The sequence below is a fragment of the Butyrivibrio sp. M55 genome, from assembly GCF_900116865.1.
In the GTDB taxonomy this organism is placed as follows: Bacteria; Bacillota; Clostridia; order Lachnospirales; family Lachnospiraceae; genus Butyrivibrio.
In genome coordinates this window covers 19,228-42,795 of sequence record NZ_FPCD01000010.1, presented here as the reverse complement: position 1 = coordinate 42,795, position 23,568 = coordinate 19,228, and the positions used below count along the sequence as shown (strand labels likewise).

The following is a 23,568-nucleotide window of genomic DNA, read 5'->3' as shown; positions in this document are numbered from 1 at the left end:
CTGTTAAAAAAATAATTAATCCCCAACATTATAGCATTTTTTTCATATATATGGTACGATATGCAAGATGTTGCTTTAACACATTAAATTGTCGAATTTAACCAATTATTTCGGAGGAGTTGAAATGTATTCATTGGATGAAGTCAGAAAGATTGACCCTGAGATCGCTTCATTGATTGAGGCGGAAGTTGAGCGCCAGAATAATCATATCGAGCTTATCGCATCGGAGAACTGGACCAGCAAGGCTGTTATGTCTGCAATGGGAAGCCCGCTTACAAATAAATATGCAGAAGGATTGCCGGGAAAAAGATATTACGGCGGATGCCACGTAGTTGATGAAGTTGAGAAGATCGCCATCGAGAGAGCAAAAGAGCTCTTCCATTGCGATTATGCAAATGTTCAGCCTCATTCAGGTGCACAGGCTAATCTGGCTGTTCAGTTTGCACTTTTGCAGCCCGGTGATACCATCATGGGTATGAATCTCAGCCAGGGCGGACATCTTACTCACGGAAGCCCGGCTAACATTTCAGGAACATATTTCAAGGTAGTTCCTTACGGAGTTGATGATAACGGAGTGCTTGACTACGAAGAGATGTACAAACTCGCTGTAGAGCACAAGCCCAAGCTTATTATTGCAGGTGCATCTGCATACTGCAGAACAATAGATTTCAAGAAGTTCAGAGAAGCTGCCGACGCTTGCGGAGCAATCCTCATGGTTGATATGGCACACATTGCAGGACTTGTTGCTGCAGGTGTTCATCCCAGTCCTTTCCCTTATGCTGATGTTGTTACAACAACAACTCATAAGACACTCAGAGGACCCAGAGGAGGACTTATTCTTTGGAATCAGTCCGCTCAGGACAAGTTCAAGATTAACAAGGCTGTATTCCCCGGAATCCAGGGTGGCCCTCTTGAGCATGTTATCGCAGCCAAGGCTGTTTGCTTCAAGGAAGCTCTTTCTCCTGAATTTACAGAGTATGCAAAGAACGTTGTTGAGAACGCAAAGGCTCTTTGCGACGGACTTATGAAGAGAGGCGTTAAGATCGTATCAGGCGGTACAGACAACCACCTTATGCTTGTTGACCTTACAAACTTCGGTCTTACAGGTAAGGAAGTAGAGGCATGGCTTGATGATGCTCATATCACAGCCAACAAGAATACAATCCCTAACGAGCAGCAGTCACCTTTTGTTACAAGCGGAATCCGTCTCGGAACTCCTGCCGTAACAACAAGAGGAATGAATGTAGAAGATATGGATCAGATCGCTGAAGCTATTGCCGTTGTTATCAAGAACAAGGGTGAGAAGAATGATGAAGCACGCGCTATCATCAAGAAGCTTACAGACAAGTATCCACTTGACTAATACTTTGAAATAATAATTTAAACCCATGCAGTCTTTTGGGCGGCATGGGTTTGTTTTTTCGTTTTTCTTTTATGATATTAAGGCTGACTCAAAAATGTAAACTTAATTTATAGCTTAACAAAAAATGCAGTCAGATTAAGTTAATGCGTCTCGGAAAACATATTAAGTTAACAGTTTGTTTAACAAATATTTGTAAAATTTCGTAAAAAAAACCCCTTTACAACGGCAAAAACTCATGTAATAATAAAGCCTGGATATTTTAAAATGTGAATAAAAAGCAAACGCGTAAACAACATATTCACAACATATAAAACATAGGATTTGGAAGCAGATTATTTGTACTCGAAAAGGAAAGAGTCCTATAAATTCAGTTAGCTACTTGGAAACGAGTTAGCATATTTATTCTATTTATGCCACAAGGAGGATAAAATTATGGCAAACCAGATTAGAATTACACCTGCCCAGATGAGAGAGAGAGCAGGCCAGTACCGCACAGAGGCTGATACAGTAAACGGAGTCATCTCAAAGATGGACAGCTTACTTGGACAGCTTCAGTCTGAGTGGGAAGGTGCTGCAAGCGAGTCATACGCAGCACGTTATGAGGAGCTTAAGCCCGGATTTATTAAGGCTGAAGAGCTTATCAGAGAGATCGCATCTGCACTTGATTCTACAGCTACAATCGTAGAAGAGACAGATAACGACATCGCTTCTCAGTTCCGTGGATAACATGGGGATCTCAATTCAGGTTACAACGGATTTTTCTGTTGTAACCTGATTTTGTTATATCATACGAGGAAATTGCTTTCCTATGATATAACAAAAATTATAGTGAGTTGATTTATGTGATTTTTTTCAAAGATTATATAAATGAGCTGATTAATACAATGGCTAAATATAGAAGATGAGAGGGGCAGGCATGGAAAAAGAAAAGCGTGATTATCGGAAAGAGCTTAATGCAATTCAGATTGAGAAAGAAGAAGTGCAAAGCAGATATGCCGGGCTAAGAAGGGAACTTGAAGATAGAAACGAGGAACTGGTTTACAGGTTAGAGAAAGAATCCAGAGAATTGGATGATCCTAATATAAATCGAGAGGGGGAACTTGTAAGAATTTACGAAGAGCGTCTTTCTGTGTTTAGAAAACATAAATATGAGCAGGAAGAGTATTATGATGTTCTGGAGCAGCAAGAAAGAGGAACATTACAGAAGCTGAGTGACAAAGAACGGGATATCAAAGTTGAGATGAACAAGGATAATGAAAATAAAAATTAAAATGTAAGGAGAATGAGAAAATGGCAGGTAATTCAACGGAAATAAAACTTGATTATGATAATATCGAAGAATTCAGAAAAGCAGTTGTTCTTAATGGAAGTTATTTAGGCAGAGATTTTAATGAGGGAAAAAAAGACAATAAAAGTACGATAGTTGCCAATGGAAATGCTCATAGTGCGATTGATAATGAAAAGAATATTCGAACACAAAAGCAGCATATGACAACCAGAGAAAGTACAAACATTGCAATTGTTGTGAAGAGCTTTAAAGATACTGAAGGCGTGGCTATACAGCAGTATCAAAATACTTTTAGTTATAATGTATCGTCGAGCTCTGCGAATGGAACTACGCCATAAACAGGTTATGGTCTAACGTGCGGCGCATAGTAAATAATAGTGGAACAGAGGAGTGAAAAATGGTAGAGAGCGATTTCTTGGATATGAATCAATTGAATATTCAGTGTGATGAATCAATAAGCGTGTTATCAGAGAGCAATGTAAGATTAAATGGTATAAGAGATGTATATAAAGCAGCCAATTCGGTTATATTTATGGGAAGGGCAGCTAGTAATTTTTTAAAACAGTGTGAAGCGATTGTAACACTTATTGGTGCAATAATAACAGCAAATGATTGCGATATTATGGATAATAAAACTCTTAAATCATTCCTTACAGAAGGGCTCGTTTTGGATGGGAGAGAAATCCTGACAAAGAAAAGAGAGGCGGCAGAAAATGAGCAGAGAGAGTGGGATGAAGCCGAGGAGTGTGAAAGAAGATCGCATGGAACTACGCCGGAAGAAAAGCATTATTGGAGGCATGAATATCGTTTTCATAAACAGGCTGCCGAAAGCTATCGTAGAGAAAAGGAGTTTTGGGAGTCTCGTGAAAGGCTGTTTGATGAGATAAACAATGCAACAGCAAACTTGTTTGAGAATAGTGAGTCGTACAGAGATGCTGCCAATAAAGGAATAGAGTATTTATCTACAAATTTTGATAAGAAAACAGGCACTTTTGAGCTTAATGATTCATGGAAGGACGGAATTGAGAAATTATGCGACCCGGTTTCTATTAAAGATAAGTGCAAAGAAAAATGGAAAGATGAAAACGGTGCATATAATCTTGAGGCTTTGAAAGAAGTATTGAACACTCAAGCCACCGAAATAACTGCAACTGAAGCGGAGGCTTTTGCAGAGGTTCTTGAAGAACTGCATCCTGATGCTCAAAAGCAACTTGTTGGAAAAGTAGTTAATGGAAAGATTGACGGTAAAGGATTGGTTCAGGGTATCATTGGATCAGTCGGACCGATTGGAAAGACGTTTAATGATATAGTTAATATGGCCATTTCCGGCGATGATATGAAAGCCAGAAGAAAAGCAGGCTATAAGTTTATGAAAGACTTTTTAACTGGATCTGCAAATTGGACTGGAACATTAGCATTTACTGCTGAACTTGAAAAGAATAAAGATGATATATTTTTCGATGCGAAAAAAACGCTTTATTCAAGCTGTGAGAAGGGAAGTTTTATAAAATCAATTTCACAAGAAGGTGATGATTTAGTAAATGTAAGTGCTGCTGAAGTAGCAAAAAGATCATTAAAGTCTGATTTTAACTCGTATTTTTTAAAAAGTGCTGAAAAAGCTCGCCAAAAAGCGGTTATTTCTGCAATACAAAATGATTTACCTGATGATGCAATGGAAGCGTTAGCAAATGAAGCGGAGGCAGCCGCAAAGGTAAAGAATTTCAAGACCGGAGTGAAATGGCTTGGAGTGGTGGCTGATGTTGCATTTAACGCTGCGGATAATTTTTCAGAGCAGGAGTTGGCACGCAAATCCGGTATAGAGATGTCAAATGAAAGAGTTGCTGCTGAGACGGTACTTGAAACAGCAACGGATACACTTTTATCATCTGTAGCAACAGCGGCTGTAGGAGCGGGGCTTTCATTTGTGATTGGTACAACAGCGCCGGTTGTTGTGGTTGCTGCAATCAGTGTTGTTGCAGTATGGGGAGTGAATGAAGCTTTCAAGGCTGGTAAAGGAAAAGATGCAGGAGAATACTTAGCAGATGTTGCGTGTGATTTTTTTGGTATAAAATAGTTTTGTTATTACAAATAGTTGATGGAGGATGACAATGGTTTTAGTGACTGTATTAATGATAATAGCATGGGAGTTAATGGTGATTATGTTTGCGTATATATACCACGTTATTCCATTAAAAAAACATTCGGAAAACAATCCCAAAATTCTATTGCCTTTATCAGCATGTTCGGTTATAGCCGGATTAGTTGCTTTATTTTATGTGAAAACAAATTATAGTTCGGGTATTTTTAATGCAAGTTATTGGAATGAGGCTAACATTAGAATTTTTATGTTTATTCCGTTTTTATGGTTTGCTATGGTGTTGTTTGGATTATTTTATAGAAAAAGCCATGTATTACCTAAAGAAGAGACAATCTTTTTAAAAGCAGAAGAATATAAAATAGTGAAAGATTTCGACTTGCTGATGGGTGATTATATGTATATGCCAAATGTGAAATCTTATTGCGAGTTCAGAGGTGGAAAAATTTTATTTTCGATAAGCGCACCTGAGCATGAAGTTGATTGTGCATTTACATGCAGAATGGTTAAAGAGGGAATATATGAATGTATGTCATATGAAATTGTAAATAAAGATATAAGAGTTAAGATTGTACAAATAATGAATATTGTTTTCTGCATACTAATTGCTGTGGATCTTGCTTTGGCAATGCTTTGGCTATCTCAGGCACCAGAACTTAATATTGATCTTATTGGGAGGGTAATTTCTTCCTTGAGTATAAGCTTATTTGGAATTGCTGGATTAAAGTTGTATAAAGGCGCAAAAGGCATAATGGCAAAGTTTATGCTTGGATTTTCAATCATGTTGATTATTTTAGGAATTGCTAAGTTTTTTAAATGATTTTTTGGGGGGGGAAAATGGACGTTAAAGTAAAAGATTTACTGCCAATCGGCAGTGTGATATGGCTCAGGGATTCAAAGCATCCGCTTATGATTTTTGGAGTGAAGCAGCAGAATCTAGAGACTAAGCAGGAATATGATTACATAGGAGTTCTTTATCCGGAAGGAAATCTTGGCGGAGAATCACAGTTTATGTTCATGCATAAGGACATCGAAAGGGTGTTGTTCCGCGGCTTTGAAGACGAGAGCAGAACAGAGTTCATTGAGAAGCTGTCTGAGTTCTATGGAGAGTAATAGTGTTTTTAGTGACTATAATGACGATAATAGCATGTGAACTGGTAGTGTTAATGTTTGCTTTTATATTTCAGGCTATTCCTTTAAAAAACTATACTGAAAAAATGTCTAAGATACAACTTTCTTTATCGATAGTTGCAACTTTACTTGGAGTATTTGTCTATTTTTATTTAAAAACTAATTATAGCTCAGGTGTTTTTGATAAAAGTAAGTGGGATACAGAGCTTGCAAAGCTTTTCATTTTTGGATATTGCTGGTGTCTTGTAGCTTCCTCGTTGCGTTTTTTTTATGAAAAGAAAGCTGAGTATACTGAAGAAACGTTTAGGCTAATGGCTGATGAATACAAAATAGTGAAGGAATTTAACTTGACTATGGGCGATTATATGTATATGCCAAATGTAAAAGCATATTGTGAATTTGGAAAAGGAATAATGGTATTTACTGGGAGAATGCCGGAGCATGAAGTCGATGGTGTTTTTAAATGTAGAATGCTGAAAGATGGAATATATGAATGTCTCTCGTATGAAGTAGCAACTAATGATTATAAAAAAATAAGCTTAAGCAATATAATTATTAGTGTTTTATTCATTTTATTGGCAATAGATGTTGCTTTACTTATAATATGGATATCCCAAATTCCTGGATTTAATATGGGGGGTATTGCACATTTTGTTAAAAGCTTAAGTTTTTTTCTTTTTGGTGCAGCGTTATTTAATTTGTATAAAGGCGCAAAAGGTATATTGGCAAAGTTTATGTTTGGATTTTCAATCTTTGTAATTATTATGTCAATTATTATTTTTTTTAAATAATTAGGGGGTTTTAAAATGGACGTTAAAGTAAAAGATTTATTACCAATCGGAAGTGTAATATGGCTCAGGGATTCAAAGCATCCGCTTATGATTTTTGGAGTGAAGCAGCAGAATCTTGAGACTAAGCAGGAATATGATTACATAGGAGTTCTTTATCCGGAAGGAAATCTCGGTGGAGAATCACAATTTATGTTCATGCATAAGGACATTGAAAGGGTGTTGTTCCGCGGATTTGAAGACGAGAGTAGGACAGAGTTTATTAAAAAGCTGTCTGAGTTCTACGGAGAATAATGCCTGATACAAAGGGGATTGGCAGTATAATATGTTGAGGTTATTATGAACGAGAAGATAAAAATAAAGTATTCAATTAGGGAAAGTGCATTAGTAGCAGTTGTGGCTATAGCAGTATTAGTGGCAAGCGCTGTTTTTGATATTCATATAGGATCTACTAGAACATTTGCCAAGATGCTGTTTATTACTGCTGTTGTCAACTTCTTCAATACAATAAGATTATGTTTTACGAGAATTGAGGTTGATGAATCGGGTATTCTTTATAAGGCATTTACGAAGAAGGTATTTATTAATTGGAGTGAGACTGATAGAATCTATATCAATTCGGACGGAAGCAATCCAAATGCTCCGATTATCATTCAGATAGGTGATTCTAAGATCACAGTTTCAAATAAGTGCAAGAATTACAGCGAATTGAGATCTTTTTTGATAGAAAGAAATATGCTTAAGTACCTCGGTGGAGTTGCTGTTGAGCAGTAGTAACAAGATGAGGGGAATAAATTGAAGTATTCGGTTGATGTAAATTCAGATATTGGAAACAGGAAGAAAGTTAATCAGGATGCTCTGCTGGTGAAGCATGCCCGGACCGAAAAAATGGGAAAGGTATGCTTTGCGTGTTTATGTGACGGAATGGGAGGCTTGTCTCAGGGAGAAGTTGCAAGCGCAGCATTCATAAATAGAATGGGACAGTGGTTTCAGAACGAATTTCCGTCTATACTGTCAAGAGAGGCTGAGGTGTCGATTAATGCAGAGACAGAAGAACTTGCAGCCTATAGAAATAGCAAAAATTACATTTACGGGCTTATTCAGAACGAGTGGGAAATGATTTCACGTCAGATGAATGAGGGACTTAAACAGTACGGAAGAGAAAGAGGCTTTCAACTTGGAACAACCGCTGCAGCAATAATTTTTCTCGGTGATGAATTTTTTGCAATGAGCGTTGGTGATTCCAGAATATATAAGATCAATAGGAAGGGAATCATACAGATATCGCATGATCACAGCTATGTACAGCAACAGATAGACATGGGAAGAATGACGCCGCAGGAGGCAGCAGTAAGCTCGCAGAAAAATATTCTATTGCAATGTATCGGCGCATCTGATAATGTATATCCGGAATTTTATAAAGGGCCACTTGAGAAGAGGACAAGCTTTCTGCTTTGTTCTGACGGGCTTTGGAGGCTTCTTTTAAACGAAGAGATTAAGGAATATGTCTCAAAAAAGGACGGAATTAAGAAAATGACAGAATTAGTTAAGGCTAGAGGCGAATCTGATAATATTTCAGGAATCGTAATAGGTATATAGACAATGTTAAAGATTATAACGTTGATAGACAGAAAATATAAAATACTCAGTAAAATTGGGAGGACACCTATTATGTCGATGAATAAGAGAATACTTAAGGGAGCTATTACTTCTTTGATGATAATGACTATGGTTGCACAGTCAAATATGTTTGTAATGGCAAAAGAGAATGATGAAGCAGTGGAGGAAGCTTCCTTAGCTGAGATTCCTTCAGATTCGGCTTTAACCGATGCCACTTTTGAAGACGGAGCAGCTACAGGTATTTCAGTGACTGATGATGCAACAGCCGAGGATTCGGAAGATTACAATCCCATAGATGATCTTTCACAGCAGGAGGGAATGGAAAGAGCGGTAAATGGCGTTGTACAGATTAACTATGTATATGTAACCGAAGACAATGCACATCACATTGTTAAGGGAGGCCCCGGAATTCTTATAGGTGATGCGGAGAAGGGCGAGTATGTTATAACAAGTCTTACCCAGATGACCATGTCTGATGAGGAAAAAGACAAAATACTTGCTACATTTAAAGTTTCAAAGGACGACATGGAAAGAGAAAGGTCCAAGTTTTCATATGATGTTGTAATTGAAAATGATGTGACTGAGCCCGTTACTTTGGTAAACAGCAGTGGAAATCTTGATATGGCGGTATTTAAACTTTCGCAGACCTTATATAACAGAACACCGATGTTTTTCCTGTATTCCGAACAAAATGATAAGGAAGCATACAACGATGGCACTGTAGATCTTACAAACGCATTCGTTCTTGGTTTCCCTGACGAGATAGTATTTCAGAAAAACGAAGCATATTACTCAAATGAGAGAGTAAATAAAACAAACGGTCAGGTAGTTAATATAGTTAAAGACAATAATGATGTTCAGCTTATTGAGCATACTGTTCAGATAGGACGTAACAGTGTCGGTGGACCTCTTGTAAGTAAAGAAGGTTATCTTGTCGGCATGAATACCCTTAGAAGCGAGGGGAATTATTGCTATTCCGTAAGTTCCAATTCAATCGTTAAAGTGCTCAGCGGAATGGGAATAAAGTTTGACAGTATAAGTATTGAAAAACTAAAGGCAGATGCGGAAGCAAAAGCAAAAGAAGATGATTATGTGGCTGCTGCTTCAACGGCAGTATCAATCGGAAATTCGGAAGATATTGCTCCGGCACTTCCCGGCTGGATAATCCCTGTGATAATTGTTTTGGGTGTAGTAATAGTTGCACTTATAGCTGTAGTTGTAATTTACATTATAAAGAATTCCAAGAATAAGAAGGAGAGCCAGAACGGGGATATTTCGATTGCGGGAGCCAATCCGCAGGTTGTGGTTCAGGCTACAACCCCTCAGCAGGATCTCTTTGGAAATACTTCCGGAGATACGACTGTTTTGGGAGCAGGTGGTGGATTTGACAATTCAATGACCGGAATGAATATGGCGACGCCTTCACAGAGGCTGGATGGTGGCCATCTTGAGAGAAAGAAGAACGGAGAGAGCATTGCGATCTCAAAGGCAAACTTCAGCATTGGTAAGGATGACCTTCACTGCGATTTCTGCATAAGGGACAACAATACGATCAGCCGCCAGCATGCGATTATTTCGATTTCTGCCGGAAGAGTTTATATTGAAGACAATCATTCCAAGAACGGAACATACTTAAATGATATTAAGCTTATTTCCGGACAGAGGCAGGAACTTAGAGACGGTGACTGTTTGAAGCTTTCTAATGAAGAATTTATTTACAAGAGATAAAGGGTAGATTATGGAAAATAAATTAATTATTAGATTTAAGAATGTAAAGCAGCGACAGGAATTTGATATCGAAGTACCGGATGATATTACTGCAAATGAGCTTATTTACGGGTTGAAAAACAGTTTTAAGCTGAACATTGATATGGATGATCAGGCTAAGTGTTATATGAGAGCAGAGAATCCGATAGCACTTATTAAAGGGGAGGTAGTCCTGTCAGATTTGGGCCTGCGAGACGGCTCTGTAGTCATTTTTGAGGGATAAAAGTACATGAACTATAAAATTACGATATTCAACAGCAGAATCTACAAGGAAATTGTTGTTGAAGATAAATTTACAGGTCTGACAATTGGAACGGGGCGCAACTGTCAGGTGCAGCTTTTGTCAGATGATTTTGGACGGGATTTTATTATTTCAATCAGAAACAATGAGGGAAAACTTGAGATAACATCAGATGGTACAGTTGCTTTCGGACAGGCAATGTCGGATGTCGGATATCTTGAGATTGGTAATGTTCTTTACACATTTGATGCAAATGGCGGCAAAGAACTTCTTAACATTGAATTTGATGCTGATTTTGGAGTTGTTCAGGATAATTATAATTTCGTAATTAATTTAAGGGAGCAGTCGATGATCACAATCGGCGGTGCACCTGATTGTATCATACGCTTTTTTGACAGAGAGATTAAGGACGGCAAGGTAACGCTCACAAGGACCGGAGACGGCTTTATAGTAGACGGAAGCGGCCTTTTATATGGTGTAACCATAAACGGCGTTCTTCAAAAAGGCTTGAATATTCCCGTTAAAAATAAGGATTTTATTGGAATATACGGTCATATTTTTTATCTATGTGATGACCTTCTTTATACATCTGATTCGCTTGGAATCGATACGAGACTTCAGGCGCAGATGATTGAATCAAACAATATTCATTTCCACTATCCACAATATACGCGTAGTGTGCGTCAGCACTACAAGATTCCGGATAAGGCAATCGAGGTTTTACCGCCAAAGTCTAAGCCGAATCCTGATAAAAAGAGCATCTGGCTTGTTTTGCTTCCTACCATATTGATGCTCAGTGTTATGGTCGGAGTGCGTGCGCTTGTGATGAAGAGTAATATGTCCTATGTGCTTATGTTTGCTGCGATGGGACTTGTAACAGGCGTAACTGCAGTGATCAATTATTTTTATGAAAAGAAAAAGAATGCCAAGAACGCAGAAGACAGAATCAAATACTACAAGGATTATATAGCTAGAAAAGAGAAGGATATTCAGAAGGAGCGTGCGGATGAAAAGACAATCATGCTCAAGATGAATCGTTCTGTTGACGACACAATGAATTCAATCAGGCAGTTTGACGGAAATCTTTTTTCCCACAGCAGAGAAGAAGAGGACTTTCTTGATGTCTGGATCGGAACGGGTTCTGTGGCATCGAGACAGCAGGTTGAGTTCAAGAAGCAAGAATACATCGATATTGACGATGATATGATGGATATTCCCGAAAAAGTGCATGACAAGTATGAATATATTGACGGCATGCCTGTTGTGCTTCATCTGCGCGAAGCTAACGCGGTTGGTTTTGTCGCTGAGAGAACAAAGCTTTACCAGCTCATGAAAAACATGATGGTCACTATAGCGGGCGAGTATTTCTTTAAGGAAGTAAAGATGTTCCTTATCATAGGCGAGCACGATGTACCTGATTTTTCCTGGGCAAGATGGTTTAAAAACATGTCTTCGAATAACGGTGGCATGAGATATTTCATGTATGATGATGACAGTGCTAAGCGTGCACTCGAATTTTTGTACAATGAATTGTCGGCAAGAGAGCAGTTAGGTGAAGAGATTATAGGGCAACTTCCCTTCTACGTCATTTTTGTATACCGTTCGGAAAAAATCCGTAAGCATCCCGTAATGGATTTTGTCGAGAATGCGTCTAAGCTTGGATTCGTTTTCCTTTTCTGGGAAGAGCAGACAGAGCTTCTTGATATGAACTGTTCGCAGATTGTATTCCTTGAAAGCGGAGAGCACAAGGGATATATTCAGGATGTTGAAGACGGTAAGAAGATTCAGGCGTTTGAATATCCTCACACAAATAGGGCGGATGTGCAGAATCTTGCGCTTAGACTTTCATGCGTGTATATCGATGAGATGAGTCTTGAAGAGACACTTACAAAGCATATTTCATTGTACAAGCTGCTTGGAATAATGAACGCATATGACCTTGATCTTGAGGAGAGATGGAATAGCTCACAGATTTATAAGAGCATGGCTGCGCCGCTTGGTGTACGCAGTGACGGTGAAACAGTTTATCTTGATATTCACGAGAAATATCACGGTCCACATGGACTTGTCGCAGGTACTACAGGTTCGGGTAAATCGGAAATTATACAGTCATATATTTTGTCAATGGCTACATTGTTTCATCCGTATGAGGTTGGATTTATCATCATCGACTTTAAGGGTGGTGGTATGGCTAACCAGTTTAAAGAACTTCCTCACCTTAACGGAGCAATCACAAATATCGACGGAAAGCAGATTGACAGATCACTTCGTTCAATCAAGGCTGAACTTTTAAGAAGACAGACCTTGTTTGCTGAGATGAACGTAAACAAAATTGATGATTATATCAGTCTCTTTAAGAAGGGAACAGCTAAAGTGCCGCTTCCTCACCTGATTCTTATTGTCGATGAGTTTGCGGAACTTAAGAGCGAGCAGCCTGAATTTATGAAAGAGTTGATAAGTGCAGCCAGAATCGGTCGAAGCCTTGGTGTGCATCTTATTCTTGCAACGCAGAAGCCGGCAGGTGTCGTAAACGATCAGATCTGGTCAAACTCAAAGTTCAAGCTTTGTCTTAAGGTTCAGGACAAACAGGATAGTAACGAGGTAATTAAGTCGCCTCTTGCTGCTGAGATCAGAGAGCCGGGTAGAGCATATCTGCAGGTTGGAAATAACGAGATATTCGAGCTGTTCCAGTCGGCATACAGCGGAGATCCTGCTGTTGTAAGTAGTACGGAGAACAGACGTAAATTTGAAATAAGTAGCGTTGACCTTTCAGGAAGGAGAGCTGTTTTATATAGTCAGAAGGGTGAGAAATCAAAGGGTGAGCAAAACCAGCTTGAGGCAATAGTTGCCAGAATTAAGAATTACTGCGAGGAAAAAAATATCGCAAAGCTTCAGGATATCTGCTTGCCGCCTTTGGCTGAAGTTATTAACTTCCCGTCTGAGATCGGCTTTCATCAGAACAAAGATACCGATATAATTTGCGAAATCGGTATGTTTGATGATCCTGATAATCAGTATCAGGGAGTTCACTCTGTAAATCTTACAAAAGAGAATCTTATGATTATCGGTTCTACTCAGGTAGGAAAGACTAATCTTTTGCAGACTCTTATAAGAAACGTTACAACGAAGTATACTTCGGATGAAGTAAACATCTTTATCATAGACTTTGCTTCAATGGTACTTAGAAACTTCGAAGGCTTAAAGCATGTTGGAGGTGTCGTAACATCTTCAGAGGATGAGAAGCTTAAAAATCTCCTTAAGCTTCTGTATGCAGAGCTTGATGCAAGAAAAGAGAAACTCCTTGCTGTCGGTGTAAGTTCTTTTTCCGCTTACAGAGAAGCCGGAAAGACGGATTTGCCGCAGATTATACTGATGGTAGATAATCTTACCGCTTTGCGTGAGATGTATTTTAATGACAATGATGAACTTCTTGGGCTTTGTCGTGAAGGCCTTGCTGTAGGTATAAGCGTTGTTATTGCAAATACGCAGACTCAGGGCATGGGATATAAGTATCTCAGCAACTTCTCATGTAGAATAGCGATGTTCTGTAATGATACTAATGAATACAGTTCGTTGTTTGAACATTGCAGGGAGCGTATCGAGGACATCAAGGGAAGATGTCTTATCGAAGTCAACAAGAAATACATGGATTGCCAGACTTATCTTGCATTTGAAGGTGAGAAGGAAATCGACAGAGTTATGGCAATAAGGGCATACATCGAAGAGATAAATGGCAGAGATGATAATGAAGCCAAGAAGATTCCTGTTATTCCTGCGCTTCTTACTGCAAAAGACGTTGTGCGTGATTATGCGAAATATGTGCGCAGAACATTTGATATTATCATCGGTCTTGATTATGCTACGGTTGATCCGTTTATCATTAACCTTGCAAATATCGGTGTTCTTGGTATCAGTGGTAAGGAAGGAAGAGGCAGACACAGCTTTATCAAATATGTTGTTCGCATGCTGAACGTCATGTACCGCGACAGGTCTGAGGTTCATATCTTTGACGGAATTGATAAGCGTCTTGCGTGCCTTGAAAATCTGCCGAACGTTTCACATTACAGCTTAAGTTCTGAAGTTGCGGTAGAAACATTTAAAGAAGCAGAAGAGGAACTTAAGAGAAGGTATGATGAGCTTGCGGCCGGAAATGAAGATGTCATTGCAAAAAGCAAGCTGATTCTTATCATAATAAATCAGCCTTCCATTGTCGAAGAGCTTCAATCAAATGCTACGGTAATGGCAGCTTACAGAAACATGATAGGTAAATACAAGAATATGCGTGTCGGTATCATTATCGGAGGCATAGAGAACGAGGCAATTCCTTACAGTGCACCTGATATGCTCAAGAGAGTTAAAGAAACACGCCATATGCTTTTCTTTGACGATCTTGCAAACTCAAAGGCTTTGGAAATTACTATGATCCAGGGCAAGCCGTTCAGGAAGAAGACAGAACTTGGCGACGGCTTCTACTTAAAAGACAATTCTATCGTCAGACTCAAAATCCCGTTCTGGGAAGAACAATAACAGAAAATTGCGAACCGCTACTACAGCCGGATACCTTCTCGAAGCAGGAGGTATTTGGCTGTTTTTTGTTATAAATCATTTACATTTCAAAAACTCTTTTTGATTCAAAAAGTCTCGTAATAATGCGCATAAGCTGAATTTATACCGAGCTATAAATTTTGGCAAATTGACCGTACATGCGACGTCACTTATCATCATACGTATAAATTCAAGTACAGGAGAGATATATTATGAGAAAGAAAGATCTATTTAAGAGAGTAGTTGCATCAATAGCTGTATCTGCATTGGTATTGGGGCTTACGGCTTGCGGAGAGGGAAAAGTGCAGTCCGGCGCAGCTGAAAGCAGTGAAACTACAGAGACAGCATCTGCACCTGAAAGCTCATCTGAGGCTACATCACAAGATGCAGAAGAAGCACTTGCATCTACACCTATAGATAAAGATGCATTTGATAAGCTTGTTTCATCGGGAATAGTTGCTACAGATGATGAGATAGCAGCAAGTAAGTGGGCTACAAAAGTTAAGGAACAGGGAGTTCTCAAGATTGGAGGAACAAGAACATCATTCCTTTTTGGTCAGCTCGATGAGACAGATGACCATATAAGAGGTTTTGATGCGGGATTGTATCAGCTTCTTGCAAATTACATTCTCGGAGATGCTTCAAAATATGAGATAACTCAGGTTGATTCAAGCACAAGAGAATCGGTTCTTCAGAGCGAACAGGTTGATGCGGTATTTGCTACATATTCGATTACCGATAAGAGAAAAGAAGTGATTTCTTTTGCAGGTCCTTATTACACATCAAAGCAGGGAATTCTTGTAAAGGCCGGAAATACAGAAGTTACAGGTGTTGATTCATTAAAAGGTAAGACGGTTGCTACTCAGGCCGGTTCAACAGGTCCCGCAATCCTTGAAGAGTTTGCTCCCGAGGCTGATGTACAGGAATTTGAAACGGATCAGGAAGCACTTGCAGCTCTTTCACAGGGTAGAGTTGATGCATATGTAACAGATTACACACTTAATCTCAGCACACTTGTAAAGAACCCCGGAGTGTACGAGCTTGCAGGTGAGTCATTTGGTCCTGAAGATAACTACGGAATAGGACTTCCTCTTGATTCCGACGGTGTAAAATTTGTAAATGACTTCTTATCCAAGATAGAAAAAGACGGAACATGGGAGAAGCTTTGGAAGATAAGTCTCGGAGACAGAACAAATGTTGATTCTGTTCCCGCAGCACCCACTATTGGAGAGTAATAAATGAGTATAGGTGAGCTTTTAAGTGAATACGGAAATGATTATATAGCGGCTCTTTTTACCACATGGAAACTTACCTTTATTTCTTTTGCATTAGCTATTGTCATTGGAATGATAATTACTGTGATGCGCATAAGTCCTATCGGGCCTATGCGCATTTTGGGAAATGGCTTTGTTCAGATATTTAGGAATATACCGGGAGCGGCGCTTCTTATAGTACTGGTATATGCATTCCCGTATCTTGATTACGTGTGGTCTTATGAGACTTGCGTATTGATAACTACAACTCTTATTCCGGCTGCATTTGCATCAGAATATCTGATATCGGGTGTCAATACGGTGAGTAAGGGACAGATTGAAGCGGCAAGAGCCCTGGGAATGAGTTTCTTGCAGATAGTCAGAAACATAATCCTTCCGCAGGCAGTAAGAAGCAGTGTGTTGTCTCTTACAAATCTCTGTGTTGCAACAATGCTTACAACAGCAATTGCTTCACAGGTTCCACTTAAGCCAAGAGATCTTACGGGTCTGGTGTCACATATAAATTCGCGTGATGTCGGAGGTGTAAAGGCATTTGCTGTTTCAGCATTCTTGTATCTGGTAACGGCTGTTATTATAGGACAGATTGGTAACGGAATTGATAAAAAGGTGAGGATAAAGAGATGAAAAAAGCTGATTATTCCGGTGCCATGGCATATCTGTACGAAGCGCCGGGGCCAAGAACCAAACGACTGATAAATATATTTACGGTAATTTCAGCAACTTTGTTTGCGGCTGTTGTAGCGGCAGTCATCTATAGATTTTATTCAAAAGGACAGCTTGCGGGAAAATATTGGAGTTTCTTTTTGAAGTTTACAACTTGGAAGTTTCTGATAAGCGGACTGTTTGGAACAATAAAAGCATCTGTGTTTGCAGGAACTCTTGCCTTCTTTGCGGGAATGTTTCTTATGATGGGAAGACTGTCACGATTCAAGGCGCTGAATGCCGTGAGTATGGCTTTGATTGAATTTACCAGAGGAGTTCCCACGCTTCTTTTTATTTATTTCTTTTTCCTGGTCGTTCCACAGCTTGGCATAAATATGCCGTCCGTTTTGAAAATCGTTCTTCCTGTTGCAATATCTGCGGCGGGAGTTGTTGCCGAAGTCTTAAGGACAGGGGTGAATGCTGTTCCGAAAGGGCAGAGAGAAGCGGCATTGTCACTTGGAATGAGAGAATTTACTGCGTTTATCGGAATTGTTTTTCCTCAGGGATTCAGGATTGTCATACCGTCGCTTATTTCGGAGATAGTTATAGTGATAAAAGACACTACATATGCGTATGTTGTGAGTTATCCGGATCTTATGCAGAATTCAAAGGTTCTTATATCAAATTATGACGCAATGCTTTCGGTGTATCTTGTGACGGCAGTGATATACATACTGATAAACTATCTGATAAACCGAATTTCGGAGCGCACCGCAAAGAAACTTAGCGTTGAAGGGATTGTATAATGCATAAAAAAGAATATAATAACAACGGAAATTTTAATATAAAAAACGGTGATCCCATCATTGAGATCAGCCATGTAGATAAGCATTACGGCGATCATCATGTACTTAAAGACATAAATCTTACAGTCAATAAGGGTGAGGTAGTGGCAATTATAGGTCCTTCCGGATCGGGCAAATCTACTTTGAGCCGAACTATCAACAGATTGGAAAGTATTGATTCGGGAGAGATAAAGGTTAACGGAAAAGAGATTCCCAAAGAGGGAAAAGAGCTTGCTGCTTTCAGATCCAAGATAGGAATGGTCTTTCAGTCGTTTAATCTCTTTCTTCACAAGAAAGTAATTGATAATGTGACAATGTCTCCGATTAGGGTTCTGGGAGTTTCAAAAGCCCAGGCAAGAAAAGAAGCGACAGAACTTCTCGACAGAGTAGGCGTGTTGTCACAGGCGGATAAGGTTCCTGCGCAGTTATCGGGTGGACAGCAGCAGAGAGTTGCCATAGCAAGGGCGCTTGCCATGCATCCTGAGGTCATGCTTTTTGATGAACCGACAAGTGCTTTGGATCCCGAAATGATTGGAGAGGTGCTTGATGTAATGGCGGGGCTTGCCGCAGACGGAATGACTATGGTCATTGTGACACATGAGATGAATTTTGCCAGAAAGGTTGCGAATAGGATTATTTTTATGGATGACGGAAGGATTTTGGAGGATTCCGGACCTGAGAGCTTCTTTGAAAAACCCGAAACGGAAAGAGCGAGAGAATTTCTTGATTCTTTTCTAAGTCGCGAATGATTTAAATGGATAAGCTTAAGATAGCAGTTGTTGGAAAGAAACACGAAAAAAGAAATGATAATTATTATGACGTAGTATCTGCATTGGGAGCAGATTCTCTTGAGATTGTTGGTGAAGATGATCTGAAAAATATACTTCCCTATGCGGATATGGTGATAATACCAGGAGGCGTCGATATAAATCCCGCATTATACGGTGAATTTAATACCGACAGCAGGGACATAGATGATGACTTGGATAAGGTTGAGTTTCAGATACTTAAGTATGCGGTCGAAAATCATATTCCTGTTCTGGGAATCTGCAGAGGGCTTCAGATAATCAATGTATTTTTTGGAGGAACGCTTACGCAGAATATAGATAGCTGCGATATTCATACGAATATAGGCCTTGTTGATAAAGTACATTCCGGTATTGCCAAAGAGGGGAGCTTTATTGCCGAAGCATACGGTACGACTGATATAACCGTAAACAGTGCGCACCATCAGGATATAAAACTGCTCGGAGAAGGGCTTGAACCTATACAGTGGAGTGAAGACGGAATTATTGAAGCCGTTATACACAAAGATTATGATATAGCGGCCGTTCAATGGCATCCCGAGCGCATGTGTCTGAAAAATAAAAGGGAAGATACTGTTTGCGGTCTTACTTTTTTTGAGGCAGTAATAGATCAGTTTTTTAACCATATTGTCAAAAAACAAAATAAAATATCGTAAATTATTTTATGGAAAAATTGTCCGCATTTTAAATGTGTGACAATTTTTTCTTTTATAATCAGCTTTGTTACTGGGACTTTTTTACCGGGAAATGAATATGCACAATTGTTTGTAATGTGCATACAATTTAGAATATACACAGAATATTTTACAATTATAAATAAAATATCAAAATAAATAAAGAAAAAATATAAAATGTCTTGACAAATTAAGAGCCTATAAATATAATAAAGGCAGATAAAGAAAAGGGAATTAATATAAAGAATACTTCTCCTGAGAGTTCTTTAGACGGAAAGAGCAGGGAGAAAGAATAGGAGGTACGGTCCAAAGGGATAGGTAATTAAAATATTCAGGGAAAGGATGGTACAGACCACCAAAATATTTTGAACTAAGTAATTAGGTATTGTTTAGGATTTATTTAAAGTTCAGCTCTTCCGGTACATGATTAGTGGTTATGACAATATCAATATCTTGCAACCACAGCATCTGAATGCGAAAATGAATGGAAAGATTGTAGCTGGGAAATTGGAGGACGGTCCATTGGACATGGAGAATTTTAGTTCAGAAGGGTACTCGGTATAGGGCAGAAGCAGGTAAAAAGATGAAGCTTCTGCCCTTTGATTATGCATATTTATGTGTTAAAATAATGGGGAAGAATAAATGAATAATGGGGATATGAGTGAAATGGATGAGCAAGTTTTAGATCAAAGAAGACTTGAGAGGAGACAGAGAAGAAGGCGAAACCAGAGGATTGCTTATTTAATTTTGGCAGGAGTAATGGTAGTTACAACTGCCCTGGTTTTCATAACGGTATATTCCCTAAATAAAGTATTTAAGTTTGTTAAACCAAACGGAGGCGGAGATCTTGTTGCGGCTGCCGAAATGAGCTCGGAGGAAGTGGTTATCGAAAGCCCTGAGGCATTTGGAGGAGACTCGGCGCAGACGCAGGAGATGTCGTATGACGATCTTCTTGATGACAGTATTGATACGATTATCGAGGGGATGAGTTTGGAAGATAGGGTTGCGGGACTCTTTATCGTTACTCCCGAACAGCTTACGGGAGTGTCTACAGCCGTCAAGGCAGGGAGCGGAACACAGGAAGCTCTTATGAATTATGCTGTTGGCGGAATGGCTTATTTTTCAAAAAATATCAAAAATGAAGAGCAGATAACAGAAATGCTGGATACAACTTCTTCTATGAGTAAGTATCCTGTTTTTACTTTGGTTGCTGAAGACGGAAGTAAGAACGGAGCAATCTCTTCAAATCTCGGAATTGATGGCATAACAGATGTTACTGATTCCGATTCTGCGCGCGATAATGCGAAAGCAATCGGAAGTGCCATGTATAAGTATGGATTTAACTTCAATATTTCTCCTGTGCTTGATTCATCAAGCAGTGATAAGGAAGAAAAGGACTTTAATAAGGTTAAGGATATCGCTGTATCTTTTTCATCAGGTCTTAAAGACGCAGGAATGACTTCATGTCTTAATGCGTTCCCTGCTAAGGCTGATACGTCACGTGGAAAGACTGAAGTGGAGAAGAGTGTAACCGATCTTGAATCTTCTGAGTACAAGGTATTTGAGGAAGCTGTAAAGAATGATTCCGTAAATGCGATCATGGTAACGGGAGCATCTTATCCTAACGTAGACGGAGATGATACACCTGCATGCCTTTCTGAGAAGATGGTTACAGACCAGCTTCGTAATCACCTCGGATTTGACGGTATCATACTTACAGATGCACTTAATACATCTGCGATAACAAAGTTCTATTCTGCAGATGAAGCGGCAGTTGCGGCAATTAAAGCAGGTGCCGATATGATATATCTTCCCGAAGATTTTAAAAAGGCATATGAAGGCGTTAAGAAGGCTGTCGAGGCCGGAACTATATCTGAAGACAGAATCAACGAGTCACTTAGAAGAATCTATAAGATCAAGTATGCAGGCCGGGTTGATATGATCATGGATAAAAAAGATGATGCGCAGTAATGTGTACTGCTTAAAGGCTGTAGCACTAAATATAGTGTTACAGCTTCTTTTTATGCAATGAAAAATTTTTATAAAAAGGCTATTAAATATCGTGAATATATCTTTCTATTTTCGTCAGAGTGAAGTACAATGAGGTTGCAAAATAGGATGAAATCTTTGCACGGTTATTTGAGGTGATGTACCGGCGCAAAGTGAAGGAGGTACTATGGCAGATTTAAGTATTAATAGTCAGATATCTAATTCGCAGAATTCATCCGTAAATACACGTGGTATTGAACTCCAGAAAACGGCAGATGCAAAGAGCGTTGATACTCAGAATAGGAATCCCGATGAGAAGGCGCAAGGTATAGCGAAGGAAGCGCTTGCTAAGGCTGAAGAAGTTAAAACATCGGAATATGGACCTATAATAGCGAAATCCGGTGATGGTGATACAGTTCGTGTAAAGAATGATAAGTCAGACCTAAGAGCGGATGACAAGGAAAACTCCGCAGCCATTTATGATGTCAATAAGGCAGTAAATGACAGGCGGGAAAAAGAAGTTGTTCCAAACATCGAACTTCCTGAGAAAAAGCAGGATAAGGAAACAACGCGTGCTGAGGAGCTTAAACAAAAAGCTGAGGAAGCGCTTAAACCGGAGCGGGAAGAAGAGAAAATTCCTAAGCCGGAGTTAAAAGAAGAGGAAATTCCAAAACAGGAGCAGAAGAGAAGCAAGATAGACCTTTCCGATAAAGGTGAGAGGGAAAAACTTGCAAAGGAAGCTGCCCAAAATGCAAAGAGGCAGACTATTGAAGAGACCAATCCCGGCCTTGTTGACAGAAAGAATCAGGAGAAGATAGCACAGGCGGGCTCAAGTGCCTATGCCGGCTACACAGATGCTCAGCTTCAACAGATGTACTTAAGGGGAGATGTGTCCCAGATTGAGTATAATTCCGAGATTGAAGCGAGAGATGCGGCAAGGGAAGCAAGACTTGAAAGTGCTAAGGAAAACACTCGTGAAATAATTGAAGATGATGCGGCAAGCAGGGAGATTGAGCGTACCGCAGAGACGATAAATACGATTCAGACAGGAGAAGTAGCGGAAGGCGAAGGAACTGTGCCTATTGAAGCGCGTCTTCAGGCTATACAGAATGCTGATAACATGGTAGCATCCGGCTAAACAAAGGCAAGATTATGCATGCATAAAAGAAACAGCTCGGACTGAAAAACAATCCGGGCTGTTATTTTTTTACCCTACTTTTCAATTAAGCTTTTTTATCATTTCATATATGCTTTCTCTCTTTAGATAAATGAGGTTGGCAGTGATCATAGCAAGGGTCGTTATGATAAATAATATGTTCTGCCAACGCATTTTATACATTGTGCAAAAAAACTCTCTGTACATAACGGATTTGATCGTGTATCCGAAAAATTCAAAAGCAAATGGTGCAGTGACCAGTGTTTCGAGGTTTTTTGCATTTTTTATAACTGCTTTTAAGGCAATTAAGCATAGAGCTGCGACTAAAAGGTGCAGTAGAATCTCAACTATATCAAAAACAGCCCATTTGGTCATTGCTGCATTGCCGGGCTTTACGCTGAAATCGAAAGGAAGTGATAAAAATATATTTGAGATTGCATTGATTATATTGTAAGCACCAACACAGAAGAGTGTTCCGTATACGATCACTATCTTAAGAATGTCGAGAGATTCCGGATCAATGTCTGTATTGGATGTAAGTTCATTTAGATAGTTCTTGTTTTCCATAATCTCCATAGTTCTGTCCTAAATATATATGTAATACGCAGTGCGTAGAAATGTGTTTGGGTTATATCCCACCTTGGGATTATCGTATCAGCAGAAGGAGGTAATCTGATCGGGATAATCTCAAGATGGGTGGTTAAAAGTATATATACAGAGTCGTTTGATCACCCCTAGAGTGAGACGTCTGTTTAGTAAGTTATGGCAATGTCAGTGCCGGTAGATAGGATAGCTGAAATACCAATGTTCCCCGTTTTTGTGTCAGTAGTGATGCCACATGATGAAGAAAGAGAGGACCCTGTAGATGCGGCATCTGAAAGCGATGATAAATCACCGCCAACAGAGAATGAAGAACCCGTATCTAATGAAGGGGTGGCATCCGAAGGGGACGCGGTATTTTCTATATTTGTGCCTGACTCGGATGATTCTTCCGACGACTGACATGCCATAAGCGAAAAAGCTAATGTTGCTGCAACCAAAATTGCAAAAAATCTTTTATTCATATATTTAAACCTCCGAAATAATCGTGTACTAGTAATGTTAGTACAGTTATAACATAATTGATTATGGGTGTCAACAAAGTAATTAAATTTTTTTGTAATTATTTTTGGTTCCGCATATATTCTGGAAGAAAGGGTGTGATGTAAAGGCTGATTTAATAAGAAATTATAAAAAAATTAATTTTTTCAAAAAAAGTCTACCATATCGGATGAAAATGATGTATAATTGTGACCGTTGTGTGGTAAGAATGTGTTCAAATTGTGAAAATGGTGGTATTTGTTA

At 39.2% G+C, this 23,568-nt stretch carries 23 protein-coding genes; 21 read left to right on the top strand and 2 right to left on the bottom strand.

The features are described from left to right. The first annotated feature begins 124 nt into the window (after positions 1-124). The 21 genes from glyA (at position 125) to BM398_RS11325 (ending at position 22,206) form a co-directional block, all read left to right on the top strand. Positions 125-1,363, top strand: a complete 1,239-nt coding sequence (gene glyA, locus BM398_RS11425; RefSeq protein ID WP_092337785.1) for a serine hydroxymethyltransferase — start codon at positions 125-127, stop codon at positions 1,361-1,363. Positions 1,364-1,795: 432 nt separating this feature from the next. Next, on the top strand, positions 1,796-2,089 hold the full coding sequence (locus tag BM398_RS11420; RefSeq protein WP_026654369.1) for a WXG100 family type VII secretion target: 294 nt from the start codon (positions 1,796-1,798) through the stop codon (positions 2,087-2,089). A gap of 190 nt (positions 2,090-2,279) precedes the next feature. After that, the gene (locus BM398_RS11415) at positions 2,280-2,633 is read left to right on the top strand and encodes a hypothetical protein (protein WP_092337784.1); all 354 of its coding nucleotides are present in this window, start codon (positions 2,280-2,282) and stop codon (positions 2,631-2,633) included. 20 nt (positions 2,634-2,653) lie between these two features. Further along, entirely contained in the window at positions 2,654-2,989 is a 336-nt protein-coding gene (locus BM398_RS11410; RefSeq protein ID WP_092337783.1) for a TIGR04197 family type VII secretion effector, read from the top strand. Positions 2,990-3,048: 59 nt separating this feature from the next. Further along, positions 3,049-4,725, top strand: coding sequence for a hypothetical protein (locus tag BM398_RS11405; RefSeq protein WP_092337782.1), 1,677 nt, complete (start codon positions 3,049-3,051; stop codon positions 4,723-4,725). Positions 4,726-4,759: 34 nt separating this feature from the next. Continuing rightward, positions 4,760-5,566, top strand: coding sequence for a hypothetical protein (locus BM398_RS11400; protein ID WP_092337781.1), 807 nt, complete (start codon positions 4,760-4,762; stop codon positions 5,564-5,566). A 17-nt stretch (positions 5,567-5,583) separates the two neighbouring features. Continuing rightward, positions 5,584-5,859, top strand: coding sequence for a DUF4176 domain-containing protein (locus BM398_RS11395; RefSeq protein ID WP_026654375.1), 276 nt, complete (start codon positions 5,584-5,586; stop codon positions 5,857-5,859). A gap of 2 nt (positions 5,860-5,861) precedes the next feature. Beyond that, complete coding sequence (locus BM398_RS11390; RefSeq protein ID WP_092337780.1) at positions 5,862-6,668, top strand: hypothetical protein; 807 nt, start codon at positions 5,862-5,864, stop codon at positions 6,666-6,668. Between the two features lie 15 nt (positions 6,669-6,683). Next, a complete protein-coding gene (locus BM398_RS11385) occupies positions 6,684-6,959 on the top strand; it encodes a DUF4176 domain-containing protein (protein ID WP_092337779.1) in 276 nt (91 codons plus the stop codon). 45 nt (positions 6,960-7,004) lie between these two features. Further along, entirely contained in the window at positions 7,005-7,439 is a 435-nt protein-coding gene (locus BM398_RS11380) for a hypothetical protein (RefSeq protein WP_092337778.1), read from the top strand. 21 nt (positions 7,440-7,460) lie between these two features. Beyond that, positions 7,461-8,264 (top strand): PP2C family protein-serine/threonine phosphatase, encoded by an 804-nt coding sequence (locus BM398_RS11375; RefSeq protein ID WP_092337777.1) that lies wholly within the window; start codon positions 7,461-7,463, stop codon positions 8,262-8,264. A 72-nt stretch (positions 8,265-8,336) separates the two neighbouring features. Beyond that, entirely contained in the window at positions 8,337-10,013 is a 1,677-nt protein-coding gene (locus BM398_RS11370) for an FHA domain-containing protein (protein ID WP_175531924.1), read from the top strand. Between the two features lie 10 nt (positions 10,014-10,023). Next, positions 10,024-10,275, top strand: a complete 252-nt coding sequence (locus tag BM398_RS11365) for an EsaB/YukD family protein (RefSeq protein ID WP_026654386.1) — start codon at positions 10,024-10,026, stop codon at positions 10,273-10,275. A gap of 6 nt (positions 10,276-10,281) precedes the next feature. Beyond that, on the top strand, positions 10,282-14,820 hold the full coding sequence (gene essC / locus BM398_RS11360; RefSeq protein ID WP_242949806.1) for a type VII secretion protein EssC: 4,539 nt from the start codon (positions 10,282-10,284) through the stop codon (positions 14,818-14,820). Between the two features lie 230 nt (positions 14,821-15,050). After that, positions 15,051-16,073, top strand: a complete 1,023-nt coding sequence (locus BM398_RS11355) for a glutamate ABC transporter substrate-binding protein (RefSeq protein WP_092337775.1) — start codon at positions 15,051-15,053, stop codon at positions 16,071-16,073. A 3-nt stretch (positions 16,074-16,076) separates the two neighbouring features. After that, positions 16,077-16,736, top strand: coding sequence for an amino acid ABC transporter permease (locus BM398_RS11350; RefSeq protein ID WP_092337774.1), 660 nt, complete (start codon positions 16,077-16,079; stop codon positions 16,734-16,736). Further along, complete coding sequence (locus tag BM398_RS11345; protein WP_092337773.1) at positions 16,733-17,560, top strand: amino acid ABC transporter permease; 828 nt, start codon at positions 16,733-16,735, stop codon at positions 17,558-17,560. Before BM398_RS11350 ends, BM398_RS11345 begins: the two co-directional genes overlap by 4 nt. After that, positions 17,560-18,348, top strand: a complete 789-nt coding sequence (locus BM398_RS11340; RefSeq protein ID WP_092337772.1) for an amino acid ABC transporter ATP-binding protein — start codon at positions 17,560-17,562, stop codon at positions 18,346-18,348. The genes BM398_RS11345 and BM398_RS11340 overlap by 1 nt, the downstream gene beginning before the upstream one ends. A 5-nt stretch (positions 18,349-18,353) precedes the next feature. Continuing rightward, a complete protein-coding gene (locus BM398_RS11335; protein WP_092337771.1) occupies positions 18,354-19,061 on the top strand; it encodes a gamma-glutamyl-gamma-aminobutyrate hydrolase family protein in 708 nt (235 codons plus the stop codon). Positions 19,062-19,721: 660 nt separating this feature from the next. Further along, positions 19,722-21,050 carry a glycoside hydrolase family 3 N-terminal domain-containing protein gene (locus BM398_RS11330; RefSeq protein WP_092337770.1) on the top strand — a complete coding sequence of 443 codons (1,329 nt, stop codon included), beginning with the start codon at positions 19,722-19,724 and terminating at the stop codon, positions 21,048-21,050. Between the two features lie 205 nt (positions 21,051-21,255). After that, positions 21,256-22,206, top strand: coding sequence for a hypothetical protein (locus BM398_RS11325; protein WP_092337769.1), 951 nt, complete (start codon positions 21,256-21,258; stop codon positions 22,204-22,206). Positions 22,207-22,287: 81 nt separating this feature from the next. On the opposite strand, the gene BM398_RS11320 is transcribed toward BM398_RS11325, so the two are convergent. Together BM398_RS11320 and BM398_RS17165 are read right to left on the bottom strand one after the other, a co-directional pair. Further along, on the bottom strand, positions 22,288-22,800 hold the full coding sequence (locus BM398_RS11320) for a hypothetical protein (protein WP_092337768.1): 513 nt from the start codon (positions 22,798-22,800) through the stop codon (positions 22,288-22,290). 176 nt (positions 22,801-22,976) lie between these two features. Next, entirely contained in the window at positions 22,977-23,288 is a 312-nt protein-coding gene (locus BM398_RS17165) for a hypothetical protein (RefSeq protein ID WP_175531923.1), read from the bottom strand. Between the last annotated feature and the right edge of the window lie 280 nt (positions 23,289-23,568).

Coding starts and splice junctions, on each gene's coding strand:
- glyA (WP_092337785.1), top strand. CDS start 125: ATGTATTCATTGGATGAAGTCAGAAAGATTGACCCTGAGATCGCTTCA.
- BM398_RS11420 (WP_026654369.1), top strand. CDS start 1,796: ATGGCAAACCAGATTAGAATTACACCTGCCCAGATGAGAGAGAGAGCA.
- BM398_RS11415 (WP_092337784.1), top strand. CDS start 2,280: ATGGAAAAAGAAAAGCGTGATTATCGGAAAGAGCTTAATGCAATTCAG.
- BM398_RS11410 (WP_092337783.1), top strand. CDS start 2,654: ATGGCAGGTAATTCAACGGAAATAAAACTTGATTATGATAATATCGAA.
- BM398_RS11405 (WP_092337782.1), top strand. CDS start 3,049: ATGGTAGAGAGCGATTTCTTGGATATGAATCAATTGAATATTCAGTGT.
- BM398_RS11400 (WP_092337781.1), top strand. CDS start 4,760: ATGGTTTTAGTGACTGTATTAATGATAATAGCATGGGAGTTAATGGTG.
- BM398_RS11395 (WP_026654375.1), top strand. CDS start 5,584: ATGGACGTTAAAGTAAAAGATTTACTGCCAATCGGCAGTGTGATATGG.
- BM398_RS11385 (WP_092337779.1), top strand. CDS start 6,684: ATGGACGTTAAAGTAAAAGATTTATTACCAATCGGAAGTGTAATATGG.
- BM398_RS11380 (WP_092337778.1), top strand. CDS start 7,005: ATGAACGAGAAGATAAAAATAAAGTATTCAATTAGGGAAAGTGCATTA.
- BM398_RS11370 (WP_175531924.1), top strand. CDS start 8,337: ATGTCGATGAATAAGAGAATACTTAAGGGAGCTATTACTTCTTTGATG.
- BM398_RS11365 (WP_026654386.1), top strand. CDS start 10,024: ATGGAAAATAAATTAATTATTAGATTTAAGAATGTAAAGCAGCGACAG.
- essC (WP_242949806.1), top strand. CDS start 10,282: ATGAACTATAAAATTACGATATTCAACAGCAGAATCTACAAGGAAATT.
- BM398_RS11355 (WP_092337775.1), top strand. CDS start 15,051: ATGAGAAAGAAAGATCTATTTAAGAGAGTAGTTGCATCAATAGCTGTA.
- BM398_RS11350 (WP_092337774.1), top strand. CDS start 16,077: ATGAGTATAGGTGAGCTTTTAAGTGAATACGGAAATGATTATATAGCG.
- BM398_RS11345 (WP_092337773.1), top strand. CDS start 16,733: ATGAAAAAAGCTGATTATTCCGGTGCCATGGCATATCTGTACGAAGCG.
- BM398_RS11340 (WP_092337772.1), top strand. CDS start 17,560: ATGCATAAAAAAGAATATAATAACAACGGAAATTTTAATATAAAAAAC.
- BM398_RS11335 (WP_092337771.1), top strand. CDS start 18,354: ATGGATAAGCTTAAGATAGCAGTTGTTGGAAAGAAACACGAAAAAAGA.
- BM398_RS11330 (WP_092337770.1), top strand. CDS start 19,722: ATGAATAATGGGGATATGAGTGAAATGGATGAGCAAGTTTTAGATCAA.
- BM398_RS11325 (WP_092337769.1), top strand. CDS start 21,256: ATGGCAGATTTAAGTATTAATAGTCAGATATCTAATTCGCAGAATTCA.
- BM398_RS11320 (WP_092337768.1), bottom strand. CDS start 22,800: ATGGAGATTATGGAAAACAAGAACTATCTAAATGAACTTACATCCAAT.
- BM398_RS17165 (WP_175531923.1), bottom strand. CDS start 23,288: ATGAATAAAAGATTTTTTGCAATTTTGGTTGCAGCAACATTAGCTTTT.